The organism is Profundibacter amoris, from assembly GCF_003544895.1.
GTDB classification, from domain to species: domain Bacteria; phylum Pseudomonadota; class Alphaproteobacteria; order Rhodobacterales; family Rhodobacteraceae; genus Profundibacter; species Profundibacter amoris.
Window position 1 is genome coordinate 3,010,490 of record NZ_CP032125.1, and the last position, 15,959, is coordinate 3,026,448.

Here is a 15,959-nt window from a genome sequence, read left to right on the forward strand (position 1 = left end):
CAAGGTATGAACGCGACCAACCCTTCTGTCCGTATCGGGCATGTCCATTTGAAAGTGGCCGATCTGGAACAGGCCATCCGGTTTTATTCCGGTGTGCTTGGTTTCGAGGTGATGCAGAAATTCGGGAACCAGGCCGCTTTTCTTTCTGCGGGCGGGTATCACCACCACATCGGCCTGAACACATGGGACAGTTTGAACGGAACACCCCCGCCGCAAGGGCATACGGGTCTTTATCACACTGCATTCCTATATCCCTCGCGGGAATCATTGGCCGTTGCCCTGCTGCGCGTTCAAAATGCAGGTATTCCATTTGACGGGGCTTCCGATCACGGAGTAAGCGAAGCGGTCTATCTGCATGATCCGGATGGCAACGGGGTGGAATTATACTGTGACCGCCCCAAGGATGAATGGCCCCGTGATGCTGATGGAAATCTGGCCATGAACACTGCTCCGCTGGATGTGGCTGCGCTGATTGCAATGGCCCGCGATGCCAGCTAGCCGGTAATTCTAACAACGCACAATCCGTCGCATCATTGCCCTCTTGCGTTGCATCCGCTTCCCCTGCATCATTGGTGACAAGGAGAAAAACACATGCGTAAATTTCTTGTGGTGCTGGATGACAGCCGTGAATGTTTGAATGCGATGCGCTTTGCAGCGATGCGGGCGGCAAAATCGGGGGGCGGGGTCGAGGTTCTGGCCATCATTCCACCCGAGGAATTCAATCACTGGATCGGCATCGGCGACATCATGCGCGAAGAGGCCCGTGAACGGATCGAGGTGCATTATGAAGTCTTTGCCAAATGGATGCGCGACCGGCAGGGGATCGACCCCGAACTGGTGATCCGCGAGGGCGAGATCGTGACCGAGATTCTGGCGCAGGTGGACGAGGACCCTGATGTGGGCGTTCTGGTGCTGGGGGCCGGCAGCGGCAAAGGCGGGCCCGGTCCGCTGGTGACGCAGATGACCAAATCATCCGCAACCCTGCCCATTCCGCTGACCATTGTGCCGGGCGAAATGTCCAAGGAACGGCTGGAAGCGATCACCTGATCCGCAATTAGAACCGTTCCAAACCTTGACAGCGCGGCCTTGCAGGCGCATATCCATAATCCTGACCAAAAAGGTGTGCCAAATGTTTATCCAGACCGAATCCACCCCGAACCCCGCGACCCTTAAATTCCTGCCGGGCCAGAGCGTGCTTGGCAAAGGCACCGCCGATTTTCCCTCGGCCGAAGTGGCGGGCAAATCGCCGCTGGCACAGCGTATCTTTGCGGTGGGCGGAATTTACGGCGTGTTTCTGGGCACAGATTTCATCACCGTGACCAAAGGCGAAGACATCGCCTGGGAACATATCAAACCCGCGATCCTTGGCGCGATCATGGAGCATTACCAGTCGGGCGATCCCGTGCTGATCGGCGAGGCTGAAAGTGCCGGCCATGCGGATCACGAAGAAGCGGACGAAGCCATCGTTTCCCAGATCAAGGAACTGCTGGACACCCGCGTGCGCCCCGCCGTGGCACAGGATGGTGGCGACATCACCTTTCACGGCTTTGATCAGGGCGTGGTTTACCTGCACATGCAGGGCGCCTGCGCCGGTTGCCCATCATCAACTGTGACCCTGAAAATGGGCATCGAGAACCTGTTGCGCCACTATATCCCCGAGGTGACCGAGGTGCGCGCGATTGACGTCTGAACCGCTGATACTGGCGTTTGATACATCGGTCGCGCATTGCGCGGCCGCTTTGCTTTGGGGCGACCGGTTGTTGGTGCAGCGGGACGAGCCAATGGCTAAAGGACAGGCCGAACGCCTGTTTCCCCTGCTGGAAGAAGTGCTGGCCGAGGCGGGCAAAACATGGGCCGACCTGAACGCCATCGGCGTTGGCACGGGTCCTGGCAATTTCACCGGCATCCGCATTTCCGTTTCCGCCGCCCGTGGTCTGGCCCTGTCGCTGGGCATCCCTGCCGTTGGCGTTTCCAGCTTTGAAGCCTTGGCCATCAATGCCCCCCGCCCCGTCCTGTCGCTGGTGGATGCGCGCCGCGATCAGGTGTTTGCGCAGGAACTGTTGGCAAACGGGGCGCAGGCCCCGTTCATGGCAACCAAAGACACCCTGCCCGACTTGCCTGTCATCGGCCCCGCCGATACCGTCGATCCCGTGGCCATTGCCCGTATCACGGCCACCCGCTTTGCCGAAGCAGACCTGCCGCGCCCTGCCCCCCTGTATGTCCGCGCGCCCGACGCCGCACCGCCGCGTGATCCGGCGCCTGTTATCCTGCCATGACCCCCGATGCCCTCGCGGCCCTGCACGCTAGATGCTTTACCATGCCGCGCCCGTGGTCGGCGGCTGAATTTGCAGCACTGCTGACGTCAAAAGGCGTCTTTGTGCAAAGCACAGCCGCCGGTTTTGCCCTTGGCCGGGAAATCGCCGGTGAATCCGAATTGCTGACCCTTGCGGTTGACCCAGCCCTGCAACGCCAGGGCCACGGCCGCAGATTGTTAACCGCCTTCGAGGCTGAATCCCGCAAACGCGGCGCAACCGAGGCCTTATTGGAAGTCGCGGCCACCAATACAGGCGCCCGCAACCTGTATGAATCCGCCGGCTACCGCGAATCTGGGCGGCGGGCGCTGTATTACACTCCACCGCAAGGCGAGAAAATCGACGCAATTCTGATGTGTAAGACCCTGATATGAGTCAAGTTTTTTAGCCAATCCCCCTGTCAACTGCAAAAACCCTGCGTCAGGCACGACCAAATGGTAAAAAGCTATTGACGCTCCCCGTCCCCTGCGCGCTTAATTGCGGATGATCTTGAAAAACGATCTGCTCGCTTACTTGGGTTCTGCCCCATTCCGGCGGCAACCCAAAAACAAAAATCGGGAGAGAAAATATGACCCTTATGCAGAAATTCCTTGGCGCAGCTGCCACACTTGCCCTGTCCGCAGGTGCAGCGCTGGCCGATCCGGCCATCATCTTTGACCTTGGTGGCAAATTTGACAAATCCTTCAATGAGGCCGCTTTTGGCGGCGCGACCCGTTGGGCCGAAGAAACCGGCGGATCGTTCCGCGAAATCGAACTGACATCCGAAGCACAGCGTGAACAGGCCCTGCGCCGTTTCGCCGAAGCCGGCTATAACCCTGTTGTCATGACAGGTTTTGCTTTTGCTTCGTCGCTGGAAACCGTTGCCCCCGATTTCCCCGATACAAAATTCGCCATCATCGACATGGTTGTCGACCAGCCGAACGTGCAGTCGGTCGTTTATAAAGAGCAAGAAGGCTCGTATCTGGTTGGCATGATGGCTGCTATGGCTTCCAAATCCGGCACTGTCGGCTTTGTTGGCGGTATGGACATTCCGCTGATCCGCAAATTCGCCTGTGGTTATGTGCAAGGCGTCAAAGCGGCTAACCCCGATGCAACCGTGATCCAGAACATGACCGGCACAACACCTGCCGCATGGAACGATCCGGTGAAAGGTGGCGAACTGACCAAAGCGCAAATCGCGCAGGGCGCCGACGTTGTTTATGCCGCTGCCGGTTCCACCGGTCTGGGCGTGCTGCAAACCGCCGCTGACGAAGGTATCCTGTCGATCGGCGTTGATTCGAACCAGAACTACCTGCACCCCGGCAAGGTTCTGACATCCATGCTGAAACGCGTTGACGTTGCGGTTTACAATGCCTTCGCCGCCGGCCCCGACCTGAAGCCCGGCTTCAATGTTCTGGGTCTGGCCGAAGGCGGGATCGACTATGCGATGGACGAAAACAACAAAGATCTGGTGACACCGGAAATGCTGGCCGCGGTTGAAGATGCCAAAGCCAAGATCATTGCCGGCGAGATCGTGGTTCACGACTATATGTCCGACAACTCTTGCCCGGTGAAATAAACGCACATGGCCAATGCACAACCGATGGAGCGGCAGGAAACTGCCGCTCCCGCTATCGAACTTGTCGGCATCTCCAAGGCCTTCGGCCCGGTGCAGGCAAACAAGGATATCTCGCTTTCTGTCGCGCGCGGCTCGATCCACGGGATCGTTGGCGAAAACGGCGCCGGCAAATCAACGCTGATGTCGATCCTTTACGGATTTTACAAAGCCGATGCGGGGGAAATATATATCGGCGGCAAGAAAACCGCGATCCCCGACAGTTCCGCAGCGATCGCCGCCGGAATCGGCATGGTGCACCAGCACTTTAAACTGGTTGAAAATTTCACCGTCCTTGAAAATGTCATTCTGGGCATGGAGGACGGCCCGCTGCTGCGCCCGTCACTGGCCAAGGCGCGCAAACTGCTGCAACGTCTCGCCGATGAATACGAACTGGGTGTCGATCCGGATGCTCTGATCGAAAACCTGTCGGTTGGGCACCAGCAACGTGTCGAGATCCTGAAAGCGCTGTATCGCAAGGCCGACATTCTGATTCTGGATGAACCCACCGGTGTTTTGACACCGGCCGAGGCCGACCACCTGTTCCGCATCCTGCAAGGGCTGAAGGAACAGGGGAAAACCATCATCCTGATCACCCACAAACTGCGCGAGATCATGGAGATCACCGATACCGTATCGGTGATGCGCCGTGGTGAAATGACCGCCACCGTAAAAACCGCCGAAACCAGCCCCGAGCAACTGGCCGAGCTGATGGTGGGGCGCAAGGTTCTGCTGCATATCGACAAGAAACCGGCGACACCGGGGGCCGACATTCTGGAAATCAAAAATCTGGAAGTCACCGATGAAAAGGGCGTCAAACGCGTCAAAGGCATTTCACTAGAAGTGCGCGCGGGGGAAATTCTGGGTATCGCCGGTGTGTCGGGCAATGGGCAAACCGAATTGCTGGAAGTGCTGGGCGGCTATATGCCTGCCAGCGGCACCATCCGTATCAACGGCACCGAGATTGACCTGTCCGGCAAGCATTCCGATGGCCAGTCGCGGCGCGCACGCGGCATTGCCCATGTGCCAGAAGACCGACAGTCCGAAGGGCTGATCATGGAGTTTTCCGCGTGGGAAAATATGATATTCGGCTATCACAACGACCCTGCCTATAACAAGAATGCGCTGATGATGGACAATGCAGCGATCCGCAAGGAAACCGCCGCCAAGATGGAACGCTTTGATGTGCGCCCGCCGATCCCCGCCCTTCAGGCGAAAAACTTTTCCGGCGGCAACCAGCAAAAAATTGTGTTGGCGCGTGAAATCGAACGAAACCCCGAACTGCTGCTGGTGGGCCAGCCCACCCGCGGCGTTGACATCGGTGCGATCGAATTTATCCACCAGCGGATTGTCGAACTGCGCGACGAGGGCAAGGCGATTTTGCTGGTTTCGGTTGAACTGGAAGAAATCCTGTCCCTGTCGGACCGCATCCTTGTGATGTTTGACGGACATATCATGGGCGAACGCGACCCCGCAAAAACAGACGAAAAAGAACTGGGTATGCTGATGGCCGGTATGGAAACAAACGGGGGGGCAAACTGATGGACAAGATGCCAAAATGGGCTGACATCGTACTGATCCCGCTAATCAGCCTGATGCTCGCCTTTATCGCGTCGGGCCTTGTGGTGCTGGCGATCGGGGAAAACCCGATTCAAGCCATTACCGTGATGGTCAAAGGCGCGCTGGGGTCTACGTCGGGCCTTGGATATACGCTCTATTACGCCACCAACTATATGTTCACAGGCCTTGCCGTGGCCGTCGCGTTCCATGCGCGGATGTTCAACATCGGCGGCGAAGGTCAGGCGGCGATTGCCGGTGTTGGTGCAACCCTTGTTATCCTTGCGTTTGACTGGCCGCACTGGGCGCTGGCCCTGCCGTTTGCCATTATGGGTGCGGCGTTATTCGGCGGGTTCTGGGCCGCTGTTCCGGCCTATTTGCAAGCCAAGCGCGGCAGCCACATCGTGATCACCACGATCATGTTCAACTTTATCGCCGCCGCCGTTATGGGGTTCCTGCTGAACGGGGTACTGAAAAACCCCAACACGCAAAACGCCGAAACGGTGAAATTTCCGGATGGGGCACATTTGCCCACCGCGCATGAATTCCTTGCCCCCTTAGGTATCAACTTCTCGAAATCGGCCCCGTTGAACATCAGCTTCCTGCTGGCCCTGCTTTGCGCATTTCTGGTGTGGTTCCTGCTGTGGCGCACACGCCTTGGCTATTCGATCCGTGCCTTTGGCCAATCCGAAAAGGGCGCGAAATACGCCGGTATTTCCGCCTTCAAGATCATCATGATCTCGATGTTCATCTCAGGTGCGCTGGCCGGAATGCTGTCGATCAACGTGGTGATGGGCGAACAGGAACGCCTGATCAAGGAATTCGTTGAAGGCGCCGGTTTTGTCGGCATCGCGGTGGCCCTGATGGGGCGCAACCATCCGGTCGGCATTATCCTTGCGGCCATCCTGTTCGGGATGCTGACGCAGGGCGGGTTCGAATTGCTGTGGGAAATGCCCAATATCAGCAAAGAAGTGGTGCTGGTGATTCAGGGGATGATCATCCTGTTTACCGGTGCACTGGATTATATGGTGCGGGGTCCGGTTGAAAAAATGTTCCTGCGCATGAAAAAGGGAGCCTAGGCAATGGATACTGCAAACTTCTTCCTACAGGCCCTTTTGACCGCCGATATGACCATCCGCGTGTCCGTTGTGCTGATATTCGCCTGCCTTGCCGGGCTGTTTTCCGAACGTGCCGGTATCTTTGATATCGGGCTAGAGGGCAAAATGCTGATCTCGGCATTTTTTACTGCCGCTGTTTCCTACCAGACCGGCTATATCTGGTATGGTGTGGCCGCAGGTATTGCCGCCTCGATGGTGTTTGCGCTGATCCACGGGGTTGCCTCGATCACCTTTCGCGGCAATCAGCTGATTTCAGGTGTGGCGATCAACTTTCTGGCCTCGGGCCTGACCGTGGTGATTGGCCATGCGTGGTTCAAAAAGGGCGGGCTGACCCCACCGCTGAGCTATGAGGGACGGTTCCACGAAATCACCCTGCCGTTTGCCGATGCCCTGCGCGACGTGCCAATACTGGGGCCGATCTATGCCGATGTGATCTCGGGTCACAAATTACTCGTCTATGTGGCGATGCTGATTGTGCCGCTGACATGGTGGCTGCTCTTTCGCACCCGTTTCGGTCTGCGTCTGCGGGCCGTCGGGGAAAACCCCGCATCCGTAGATACCGCCGGTGTTTCGGTCGTGCGTTATCGCTATGCCGCTGTGCTGATTGCCGGTGTTCTGTGCGGTTTGGGCGGCGCCTATCTGTCAACGTCCCAAGGTGCTGCCTTTGGCAAGGAAATGACAGCCGGTCGCGGCTTTATCGCGCTGGCCGCTCTGATCTTCTCGAAATGGCGTCCGTGGTATGCGTTGATGGCCTGTTTGCTGTTCGGTTTCCTCGAGGCTATCAGCAATCTGTTCCCCAATATCAACGTGTTCGGGCTGTTTGAAATCCCGGTCCAGTTTACCCAGGCACTGCCTTATATCCTGACTGTGGTGATTCTTGCGGGCTTTGTCGGCAAGGCCATTCCACCCCGTGCAGGTGGCGAGCCATATATAAAAGAGCGGTAAAAGAACCGCATATATACGAATTTTTGCATCTATTAGGCGCAAAACCCGCCCAGAGCTATTGTCTGGGCGGGTATTTTTGTCCTAGGTAGATATATGCAGATTTATCTTCCAATTGCCGAAATCTCGGTAAACGCATTTCTTTTGCTCGGTCTTGGCGGGCTTGTTGGTATCCTGTCGGGCATGTTCGGCGTTGGTGGCGGTTTTTTGATGACGCCCCTGCTGTTCTTTATAGGCATCCCGCCCGCTGTGGCTGTGGCGACCGAAGCCAACCAGATCGTTGCATCATCCTTTTCCGGTGTGCTTGCGCATTTCAAGCGAAAGACGGTGGATCTGAAAATGGGCACCGTGCTGCTGATCGGCGGTCTGATCGGCGCGTACCTTGGTATTTTGTTATTCAACTACCTTAAAAGTCTTGGACAAGTCGATCTTCTGGTCAAACTCAGCTACGTGGTTTTTCTGGGCATCATCGGTTCGCTGATGTTCGTCGAAAGCCTGAACGCAATCCGGCGGGCCAAGAAAACCGGCACCTCCGCCAAGCGTAGAAAGCATAACTGGATCCACAACCTGCCATTCAAAATGAAGTTCCGCACATCCGGGCTTTATATATCGGTGATCCCGCCCTTCGTTGTCGGTATTTTCGTTGGTGTTCTGGCTGCGATCATGGGCGTTGGCGGCGGCTTTGTGATGGTGCCTGCGATGATCTATCTGATCGGCATGCCGACCAAAGTGGTGATCGGCACTTCACTGTACCAAATCATCTTTGTGACGGCCTTTACCACATTAATGCACGCAACGACCAACTTTACCGTGGACATCGTGTTGGCCGTGCTGCTGCTGGTCGGCGGCGTGATTGGTGCGCAAATCGGCACCCGCATCGGGGTCAAAATGAAGGCCGAACAATTACGCATCCTTCTGGCCCTGATGGTGTTGGCAGTTTGTGGCAAACTGGCGTTTGATCTGCTGATGCAGCCAAGCGAACTATATTCCCTTGGCGCCGCTGGAGGCCACTAGATGCTACGTTACATTGCCTTATTCCTCCTGCTCGCCCTGCCGCTAAACGCAGGCGAAAAAATCATTGCCGACCTGTCGCAAAATCGCGTCGGGATATCGGCCACATTTGATGGGTCCGACATCTTGATTTTTGGGGCCATCAGCCGTGATACCCCTGTCCCCGAAGGCAGCCCTATGCAGGTGGTTATTTCGGTATCCGGCCCGTTGGAACCCGTTACTGTGCGCCGCAAAGACAAGCGCGCAGGCATCATCTGGGTCAACAGCGCATCGGTTCTGATTGACGAAGCGCCCAGTTTTTATTCTGTGGCAACAACAGCACCCCTGAAAGAGATTCTGTCCGACGAGGCCGATCTGAAATACAAGGTATCGATCCCCCGGGCAATTGAATCCATTGGCGCACAAATTGCATCGGGCCACGCCAAAGAATTCACCGAGGCCCTGATCCGCATCCGCACCAACAACAACCTGTATCATGTGCGCGAAGGCGCTGTGGAACTGAAATCAGGCACGTTGTTTAGCACATCGATCGACCTGCCTTCGAACCTGACGGCCGGTGTCTACACAGCCCGGATCCTGATCACCCGTGAAAAACAGGTGGTGGATGTATTCGAAACCGAACTGGATATTCACAAGGTCGGGCTGGAACGCTGGCTCTATAATCTGGCCCATGAAAATGCGCTTTATTACGGGTTGATGTCGCTGTTCATCGCGATTGTGGCCGGTTGGACCGCTTCCGCCGTCTTCAGTTACTTCAAACGCTAGAACCTGTTTTCTTTCAAAGAAAACAGTCCGAAATCTTTGCATGATTTCGGGCCGTGTTCAACCGCGCCCGATCAGTGGCATCTTGGTCGCCATAAGCGTCATGAACTGCACATTGGCCGACAGCGGCAACCCCGCCATTTGCAACACTGCATCCGCCGCAATCCCGACGTCCATCATTGGCTGAACCGGCATATCCGGATTGGCCTTTAACGCCCGCGCGTTCAACTGGTCCAGTAATTCGGTCTGTGCGTTGCCAATGTCGATCTGGCCGCAGGCAATATCAAACGCCCGTCCATCCAGACTGAGTGTCTTGGTCAGCCCCGTGATCGCGTGTTTGGTGCTGGTATAGCCAACCGATCCGGGCCGTGGCGCCTGAGCCGAAACCGAGCCATTGTTGATGATCCGCCCACCCATCGGGTCTTGCCGCCGCATCTGCGCAAAAGCAAAGCGCGCCGCCAGAAACATCCCTGTCAGGTTCAGGTCCACCACTTGGCGCCATTCATCCACAGGGATTTCGTCAATCAACCCCGCAGGCCCGAATGTGCCCGCGTTGTTGAACAACACATCCACCCGCCCCGTGGCCGCGATAAAACCGTCAAAAGCAGCCTTTAACGCCGCCTCGTCCGTTACATCTGCAGGCATGACATGCGCCGCCGGATGCCCTGCTGCAATGGCCTCCAATGCCTCGCGCCTCCGCGCAATCAGGCCGACCTGCCATCCGTCGTCCAGAAACACCTTAGCCGTGGCCGCGCCAATCCCTGAACTGGCACCGGTGATCATAATCGTCTTGCTCATTCCTCGCCCCCTTCCAGTTTCAGCGGCGCGGGGGCGACCACCAGATCATCCACCCGCAGCGGCCCTGTCGGGCGCGCCAGCATATTGCGCGTCACCCAGAACAGCCGCTTTTCCGCCCGCGTGATCGCCACATAGGTCAGCCGTTTCCACAGCGCCTGTCCGGCCTCCACCCGCCCCATCCGCGCGGCTATCGCCAGATCGGGGGCAAACACCTGCACATCCTCCCACTGCGAGCCTTGCGCCTTGTGGATCGTCACCGCCGAGCCATGTAAAAACGCCGCCCCCATGCGCGCCGCAAAGGGGATGAAGGGTTCTTCCTCGTCCGGCAATTCGATCTTGATGATTGAGGCAGCCGAGACCTGCGGGTCCTCGGCGCCGATCACATGCAGGCGCGAAAATCCCGCCTTGCGCCCCGGCCCCAGATAGATCACCTGCGCCCCCTTGATCAGCCCGCGGGCTTCAAGATCAATGCGTTTCTTGCGGTGTTTCAGCGGTAGTTCGATCCCGTCGCAAATCAGCGGTTCGCCCGCCAGCAATTCATCCGACGGCGCGCCAAACGCCCCGCGAAACGCCTGTATCAAACGCACCCGCGTTTTGTTGGTCCAGACCAGAACCGGCGAGCGCGCCATCATGTCCGCCTCGACCCGCCGCGCGAAAACCACGCGGTCATCGCGCCTGGAGGCTTCTTCCACCATGCGCTCGAAATCGTGGAATTGCAGGCTTTCGTCACTTAGCGCATGGGCCAGATCAAGGATCGGATTATCGGCGTCCTGCCGGTGGATACGATGCAGAACCAGCTTTTGTTTGCCCTTGAAATTGTCGAACACCATCTCGCCGGATTGCCCGACGGGGGCCAGTTGCGCGGGGTCACCGAACAGCACCAGCGTCGGGAATATTTCCTTCAGGTCATCCAGCTGGTCACGGGTCAGCATCGAGCTTTCGTCAACAAACCCGATATCCATCGGCTCGTCCCGCCGTTTCCAGCCGATGATGAAATCCGACCCGCGCAGACCCGCCGCCGCCAGTGCACCGGGGATTGATTTATTGCCGGCATAGAACAGCGCGGCACGGTCCAGCGCGGCCTCGGTCAGCCCCTCGATTTCCGGTTTTTCGCCCTGTCCGGCCAGCCATTCGGCGATCTTTTCATATTCGGGATCATACAGCGGCGTGTATAGAATACGGTGGATCGTGGTCGCCGGCACCCCGCGATTGCGCAACACGCTGGCAGCCTTGTTGGTGGGGGCCAGGATGGCCAGTGTGCGCTTGTCCTTGCGTTTCTTGCTCTCGTAGTCGCCGGAAATCGTCTCGACGCCCGCCTCTTCCAATGCCTGATAGAGTTGCGCCAGCAGCAGGGTTTTGCCCGATCCCGCCTTGCCGACCACGGCCAGAACATGATCGCGCCCGTCGGCCTGCGGGGTCAGGATGGCATTGTCCAGATCAACGCCCGCGCCCAGCAGAACGTCGCTGATGCGGTCATAGGCTTCGGCCTGATCGTCCGAAAATGTCAGGGTAGGTAATGTCATGCCGCGACCCTATCGCGGGGGGAAAGGCTTGGCCAGCAGGATCACGCTGCCCCGGACCTGATCCGGGGCCCCTTTGACAGAAGATTCCAAGAGGTCCCGCATCAGGTGCGGGACAGCGTTCCTATTTTGCCTCCAGCGCATCCTCGAGGGTCCGCAACCCCGTCGTTGGCGCCTGCACCAGCACCGCCATGTTGCCCGGTTTGTGCTCGTTCTTCCACATCTTCATATGCGCCGCCGGAATTTCATCCCACGGGAATACCTCGGACATGGATGGATCCAGCCGCCGCTCGACCATCAACTGGTTCGCGGCAGCGGCCTGTTTCAGATGGGCAAAGTGCGATCCCTGCACGCGTTTCTGGTGCATCCACAAATACCGTGCATCCATCGTCAGATTATAGCCCGTGGTGCCGGCACAGATCACCACCATGCCGCCCTTTTTGCAAACGAATACCGAGGCCGGAAAGGTCGCCTCGCCGGGGTGTTCAAACACCATATCGACGTTCACACCCTTGCCGGTGATGTCCCATATCGCCTTGCCGAATTTGCGCACCTCGCCAAACCAGTCCTTATACTCGGGCGTGTTTACAATCGGCATCTGGCCCCAGCAATTGAAATCCTTGCGATTCAGAACGCCCTTGGCGCCCAACCCCATCACGAAATCGCGCTTGTCCTCGTTGGAAATCACGCCAATCGCATTGCCGCCCGCCGTGTTGATCAACTGGATCGCAAAAGACCCCAAGCCACCGGATGCGCCCCAGACCAGCACGTTCTGGCCCGGCTTCAATTCGTGCGGGTGATGGCCAAACAACATCCGGTAAGCGGTGGCCAGTGTCAGCACATAACAGGCGCTTTGCTCCCATGTCAGGTGCTTGGGGCGCGGCATCAACTGTTGTGACTGAACCCGTGTAAACTGGGCAAATGATCCGTCCGGCGTTTCATAGCCCCAGATTTTCTGCGTCGGAGAAAACATCGGGTCACCCCCGTTACATTCCTCGTCATCACCATCATCCTGATTGCAGTGGATCACCACCTCGTCGCCGACTTTCCAGCGCTTGACCTTGTCGCCCACCTTCCAGACGATCCCCGAAGCGTCCGACCCTGCGATATGGTAATCCGCCCCATGCACGTCAAAGGTGGAAATCGGTGTGCCCAGCGCCGCCCAGACGCCGTTGTAGTTCACCCCCGCGGCCATCACCAGAACCAACACCTCGTGGCTGTCGATTTCCGGCACATCCACCACTTCCTGCAACATCGCCTTGTCCGGATCGCCGTGGCGGTCACGGCGGATCGCCCATGCATACATCTGTTTTGGTACATAGCCCAGTGGAGGGATTTCCCCGATTTCGTAAAGGTCCTTTTCAGGGGCGTCGTAAGGGGCGATATCAGGATGGGTTACAGCAGTCATAAAAGCCTCCAAAGCCAAAGCCGTGGCGCAGAATCAACGCCACCGTTCATTAGGTGAGATATGATTGACCGCGCAATATTGCAATCATAAACAGGGGTTATTTTGTAATTTTCTAACCCTGTGAATTTTCTTGCGCCCGCCTGATCAGATGGGCAATCGAGTTGGCATAGTATTGCAATGCCGGTTTGTCTTCGGTGTTTACACTATACTGCCCGTCCTGCTCGCTCAGCATCCGGCGTTTGGCAAGCAAAGTCAGACCAAATTCGGCGGCATAATCCAGACTGTCACGCGGCACATGGATGTGGGCGCCGTTGGCTTCCAGCCAGTTGGCCAGCTCGTTCACCTGCGTCACCACTTCTTTGCCTGTCATCGGTTCCTCTGCCGCCAGCAACACCGTTGCCACCATCGGCACCGGCAGCACCGGCACCACCTCGCGCACGCGCTCCATCACCTTTTCGGCCACGCATTCGGTCACATTGTCAGGGCAGGTTTTCACAAATTCCTTCAGGCTGACCGGATCGCCAAAACTGACTGAGGCATAGCCGAAACGATGATAGCGCCCCGTGATCCGGAACCATATCTGCCGTCCGATCCAGCCCAGCATCTTGAACAGGCTAAAGCGGAATTTGCGATTGCCCGCATCCGCCGCCGACATCAGCACACGGTCCTCGAGCACACGATCATAATTCAACGCCACCGGCACGAACACCACATCACGCGCGCCTTCGGGATCAAAATCGGACACCACATAGTTCAACAATCCCAGCTTGGGCGTGCCCACCGTCCCGTCCAGACTGAGGCCCCCTTCGGGAAACACCGCCTGCGTCACCCCGCCGGCAGTGGCCAGTTGCACATAGCGCGCCAGCACACGCCGGTATAACGGGTTGCGCGATTTGCGGCGGATGAAATAGGCCCCCATCGCCCGGATCAGATGTTTCAACGGCCAGACCTGCGCCCATTCGCCAACGGCATAGGACAGGGCCGAGCGTTCAGCCGCCAGATAGGTGACCAGAACATAATCCATGTTCGAGCGGTGGTTCATCACGAAAATCACCGTCGCGTCCTTGTCGATCGCCTCGATCGCGGCTTCGTCAAAATGGCCCAGCCGCACCCGGTATAACGTCCGGCTTAACCATCGCGAGGCCCGCATCGCGATGCCGAAATAGATCGAGGCACTGAACGAGGGCACAATTTCCTTGGCGTAACGCCGCGCATCCTCGAACGCCACATTTTCCGGCACCCCTTCGGTGCGGGCGTGTTCGGCAATCGATTCGGCCACCTTGGGGTCATAGATCACCCGCTGGATCATATCGTGACGACGGGCCAGTTTGAACGGCTCTATCGGGCGGTCCAGTTTGCTGTTTACCCGCGATACCACCTTCTCCATCCGGCGGCGAAAGAACCAGCGCACGGACGGCACAAGCACCCGTTCCAACGCCGCAAAGGCCGCAAAACCGACAATCAGCACCAGTATCCAAAGGGGGACTTCGATAACCCTGTTCATACGTTACAGCCTTTCAGGAAAACCCGCACAGGTCCAGAGTGTTATATGCGCTGCAAAAACGGTTTGTTTTCAATCTATAGGCTTGAAAAACACCGGATACTGTCGCAATTTCGGTGCATTACAGAAAGGGATGACCAATGAAAATTAATAGATTTGTAACTTATGCGCTGCTGGCGCTAAGCCTCCTTTTCACGAGTGCAACTACAGTATCCGCGCTGGACCGCCGCGTCCGGATTGTAAATGAAACCGGCTATACAATCGTCCGGTTCTATGGCTCGAACAAAGGGTCGGATTCATGGGAAGAAGATATCCTTGGGTCCGACGTTCTTCCATCCGGATCCTCCGTCAACATCAACTTTGACGACGGCAGCGGCTATTGCAAGTTTGATTTCAAGGCCGTGTTTGATGATGGCGACGTTCTGGTGAAAAAGAACATCAACATCTGCAAAATCGGCACTTTCACCTATAATTAGGGCTATTTAGGGTCAGGACCCATTAATATGTTGCTTATCTGACAAAATTCTGAATCACTGTGCTCCACAACATTAGGAGGGTGGTATGTCAGATCAATTTTGGCTCAGCGAAGCACAGTTAGCGCGGATAAAACCGTATTTTCCTTTGTCGCACGGCGTGCCACGGGTGGATGATCGCAAAGTTATCAGCGGTATCATTCATGTAATCCGCAACGGTTTGCGTTGGCGGGACGCTCCGGAGGTCTACGGGCCGCATAAAACCTTATATAACAGGTTTATCAGGTGGTCGAAGATGGGGGTGTTTGACAAAATTTTCACGGCTTTGGTCGCCGAAAATGGCCCGCCGGATCGGTTAATGATTGACGCAACACATCTCAAAACGCACCGCACGGCTTGCAGCCTGTTAAAAGGGGGGATGTTCCCCGCGCTATTGGCCGCACCAAAGGCGGATTGAACTCCAAATTGCACGCGGTTTGTGACGGCGAGGGCCGCCCGGTGCGGCTGTTACTAACCGAGGGCCAGCAATCCGATCATAAAGGTGCGGCAACATTACTGCCTGATTTACCTGCAGCAAAGGAAATGCTTGGCGATAAAGGTTACGATAGCGACGCTTACCGCGCGGCTCTGATCAAGCGCGGCATTACCCCGTGCATACCGCCCAGAGCCAAACGTAAACACCCCGCAACGTACTGTAAAACCTTATACAAACAGCGGCACAAGGTCGAGAATATGTTTGCCAAACTCAAGGACTGGCGACGCATCGCCATGCGGTTCGACCGTTGCGCCCATACTTTCCTGTCAGCAATCCAAATAGCTGCTATCGTTATCTTCTGGGTTAATCAATGAGTCCTGAGCCTAGCAACTTAAAAACAACCAACAGCGCAGCCATATGCGCTGTTATCACCGACAATCAATACGCAATTATATTCCCGCAATATTCCCCCTTGCGTAATATTCTTA

The 15,959-nt window shown here is 56.9% G+C and carries 17 protein-coding genes; 13 read left to right on the plus strand and 4 right to left on the minus strand.

The features are described from left to right. Nucleotides 1-6 precede the first annotated feature (6 nt). From BAR1_RS15020 to BAR1_RS15070, 11 genes are all read left to right on the plus strand, one after another. Nucleotides 7-498 carry a VOC family protein gene (locus tag BAR1_RS15020; RefSeq protein ID WP_118943781.1) on the plus strand — a complete coding sequence of 164 codons (492 nt, stop codon included), beginning with the start codon at nucleotides 7-9 and terminating at the stop codon, nucleotides 496-498. 93 nt (nucleotides 499-591) lie between these two features. Further along, the gene (locus tag BAR1_RS15025) at nucleotides 592-1,047 is read left to right on the plus strand and encodes a universal stress protein (protein WP_118943782.1); all 456 of its coding nucleotides are present in this window, start codon (nucleotides 592-594) and stop codon (nucleotides 1,045-1,047) included. Between the two features lie 82 nt (nucleotides 1,048-1,129). After that, nucleotides 1,130-1,690 (plus strand): NifU family protein, encoded by a 561-nt coding sequence (locus tag BAR1_RS15030; protein ID WP_118943783.1) that lies wholly within the window; start codon nucleotides 1,130-1,132, stop codon nucleotides 1,688-1,690. After that, nucleotides 1,680-2,276 carry a tRNA (adenosine(37)-N6)-threonylcarbamoyltransferase complex dimerization subunit type 1 TsaB gene (gene tsaB, locus BAR1_RS15035; protein WP_118943784.1) on the plus strand — a complete coding sequence of 199 codons (597 nt, stop codon included), beginning with the start codon at nucleotides 1,680-1,682 and terminating at the stop codon, nucleotides 2,274-2,276. Before BAR1_RS15030 ends, tsaB begins: the two co-directional genes overlap by 11 nt. Next, nucleotides 2,273-2,686, plus strand: a complete 414-nt coding sequence (locus tag BAR1_RS15040; protein WP_118943785.1) for a GNAT family N-acetyltransferase — start codon at nucleotides 2,273-2,275, stop codon at nucleotides 2,684-2,686. Before tsaB ends, BAR1_RS15040 begins: the two co-directional genes overlap by 4 nt. 194 nt (nucleotides 2,687-2,880) lie before the next feature. After that, nucleotides 2,881-3,870, plus strand: coding sequence for a BMP family lipoprotein (locus BAR1_RS15045; protein ID WP_118943786.1), 990 nt, complete (start codon nucleotides 2,881-2,883; stop codon nucleotides 3,868-3,870). Between the two features lie 6 nt (nucleotides 3,871-3,876). Beyond that, nucleotides 3,877-5,448, plus strand: a complete 1,572-nt coding sequence (locus BAR1_RS15050) for an ABC transporter ATP-binding protein (RefSeq protein WP_118943787.1) — start codon at nucleotides 3,877-3,879, stop codon at nucleotides 5,446-5,448. Further along, on the plus strand, nucleotides 5,448-6,542 hold the full coding sequence (locus tag BAR1_RS15055) for an ABC transporter permease (protein ID WP_118943788.1): 1,095 nt from the start codon (nucleotides 5,448-5,450) through the stop codon (nucleotides 6,540-6,542). The genes BAR1_RS15050 and BAR1_RS15055 overlap by 1 nt, the downstream gene beginning before the upstream one ends. Before the next feature lie 3 nt (nucleotides 6,543-6,545). Then, nucleotides 6,546-7,526, plus strand: coding sequence for an ABC transporter permease (locus tag BAR1_RS15060; RefSeq protein ID WP_118943789.1), 981 nt, complete (start codon nucleotides 6,546-6,548; stop codon nucleotides 7,524-7,526). Nucleotides 7,527-7,619: 93 nt separating this feature from the next. Beyond that, nucleotides 7,620-8,537, plus strand: coding sequence for a sulfite exporter TauE/SafE family protein (locus BAR1_RS15065; protein WP_118943790.1), 918 nt, complete (start codon nucleotides 7,620-7,622; stop codon nucleotides 8,535-8,537). Beyond that, nucleotides 8,538-9,299 (plus strand): TIGR02186 family protein, encoded by a 762-nt coding sequence (locus tag BAR1_RS15070; protein ID WP_118943791.1) that lies wholly within the window; start codon nucleotides 8,538-8,540, stop codon nucleotides 9,297-9,299. Nucleotides 9,300-9,356: 57 nt separating this feature from the next. Here BAR1_RS15070 and BAR1_RS15075 read toward each other — a convergent pair whose 3' ends face one another. From BAR1_RS15075 to BAR1_RS15090, 4 genes are all read right to left on the minus strand, one after another. Further along, nucleotides 9,357-10,094 carry an SDR family oxidoreductase gene (locus tag BAR1_RS15075; RefSeq protein WP_118943792.1) on the minus strand — a complete coding sequence of 246 codons (738 nt, stop codon included), beginning with the start codon at nucleotides 10,092-10,094 and terminating at the stop codon, nucleotides 9,357-9,359. After that, a complete protein-coding gene (locus BAR1_RS15080; RefSeq protein ID WP_118943793.1) occupies nucleotides 10,091-11,617 on the minus strand; it encodes an AAA family ATPase in 1,527 nt (508 codons plus the stop codon). Before BAR1_RS15080 ends, BAR1_RS15075 begins: the two co-directional genes overlap by 4 nt. Before the next feature lie 121 nt (nucleotides 11,618-11,738). Next, nucleotides 11,739-13,022: a crotonyl-CoA carboxylase/reductase gene (gene ccrA, locus BAR1_RS15085; RefSeq protein ID WP_118943794.1), complete on the minus strand. Its 1,284-nt coding sequence runs from the start codon at nucleotides 13,020-13,022 to the stop codon at nucleotides 11,739-11,741. A gap of 112 nt (nucleotides 13,023-13,134) precedes the next feature. After that, the gene (locus tag BAR1_RS15090; protein WP_118943795.1) at nucleotides 13,135-14,526 is read right to left on the minus strand and encodes a 1-acyl-sn-glycerol-3-phosphate acyltransferase; all 1,392 of its coding nucleotides are present in this window, start codon (nucleotides 14,524-14,526) and stop codon (nucleotides 13,135-13,137) included. A gap of 137 nt (nucleotides 14,527-14,663) precedes the next feature. Between BAR1_RS15090 and BAR1_RS15095 the strand changes: the two genes are divergently transcribed. Together BAR1_RS15095 and BAR1_RS15100 are read left to right on the plus strand one after the other, a co-directional pair. Then, nucleotides 14,664-14,999: a hypothetical protein gene (locus BAR1_RS15095; RefSeq protein WP_118943796.1), complete on the plus strand. Its 336-nt coding sequence runs from the start codon at nucleotides 14,664-14,666 to the stop codon at nucleotides 14,997-14,999. An 85-nt stretch (nucleotides 15,000-15,084) separates the two neighbouring features. Next, a protein-coding gene (locus BAR1_RS15100) for an IS5 family transposase (RefSeq protein ID WP_118941648.1) occupies nucleotides 15,085-15,845 on the plus strand; the annotation gives its coding sequence in 2 pieces (ribosomal slippage) (nucleotides 15,085-15,403 and nucleotides 15,403-15,845; 762 coding nt in all). Nucleotides 15,846-15,959: the final 114 nt, after the last annotated feature.

Bases quoted from the DNA above. Each gene is read 5' to 3' on its own strand.
- BAR1_RS15055 (WP_118943788.1), top strand. From the start codon at position 5,448: ATGGACAAGATGCCAAAATGGGCTGACATCGTACTGATCCCGCTAATC.
- BAR1_RS15095 (WP_118943796.1), top strand. From the start codon at position 14,664: ATGAAAATTAATAGATTTGTAACTTATGCGCTGCTGGCGCTAAGCCTC.
- BAR1_RS15090 (WP_118943795.1), bottom strand. From the start codon at position 14,526: ATGAACAGGGTTATCGAAGTCCCCCTTTGGATACTGGTGCTGATTGTC.
- BAR1_RS15040 (WP_118943785.1), top strand. From the start codon at position 2,273: ATGACCCCCGATGCCCTCGCGGCCCTGCACGCTAGATGCTTTACCATG.
- BAR1_RS15025 (WP_118943782.1), top strand. From the start codon at position 592: ATGCGTAAATTTCTTGTGGTGCTGGATGACAGCCGTGAATGTTTGAAT.
- BAR1_RS15060 (WP_118943789.1), top strand. From the start codon at position 6,546: ATGGATACTGCAAACTTCTTCCTACAGGCCCTTTTGACCGCCGATATG.
- ccrA (WP_118943794.1), bottom strand. From the start codon at position 13,022: ATGACTGCTGTAACCCATCCTGATATCGCCCCTTACGACGCCCCTGAA.
- BAR1_RS15030 (WP_118943783.1), top strand. From the start codon at position 1,130: ATGTTTATCCAGACCGAATCCACCCCGAACCCCGCGACCCTTAAATTC.
- BAR1_RS15050 (WP_118943787.1), top strand. From the start codon at position 3,877: ATGGCCAATGCACAACCGATGGAGCGGCAGGAAACTGCCGCTCCCGCT.
- BAR1_RS15065 (WP_118943790.1), top strand. From the start codon at position 7,620: ATGCAGATTTATCTTCCAATTGCCGAAATCTCGGTAAACGCATTTCTT.
- BAR1_RS15075 (WP_118943792.1), bottom strand. From the start codon at position 10,094: ATGAGCAAGACGATTATGATCACCGGTGCCAGTTCAGGGATTGGCGCG.
- BAR1_RS15045 (WP_118943786.1), top strand. From the start codon at position 2,881: ATGACCCTTATGCAGAAATTCCTTGGCGCAGCTGCCACACTTGCCCTG.
- BAR1_RS15080 (WP_118943793.1), bottom strand. From the start codon at position 11,617: ATGACATTACCTACCCTGACATTTTCGGACGATCAGGCCGAAGCCTAT.
- BAR1_RS15020 (WP_118943781.1), top strand. From the start codon at position 7: ATGAACGCGACCAACCCTTCTGTCCGTATCGGGCATGTCCATTTGAAA.
- BAR1_RS15070 (WP_118943791.1), top strand. From the start codon at position 8,538: ATGCTACGTTACATTGCCTTATTCCTCCTGCTCGCCCTGCCGCTAAAC.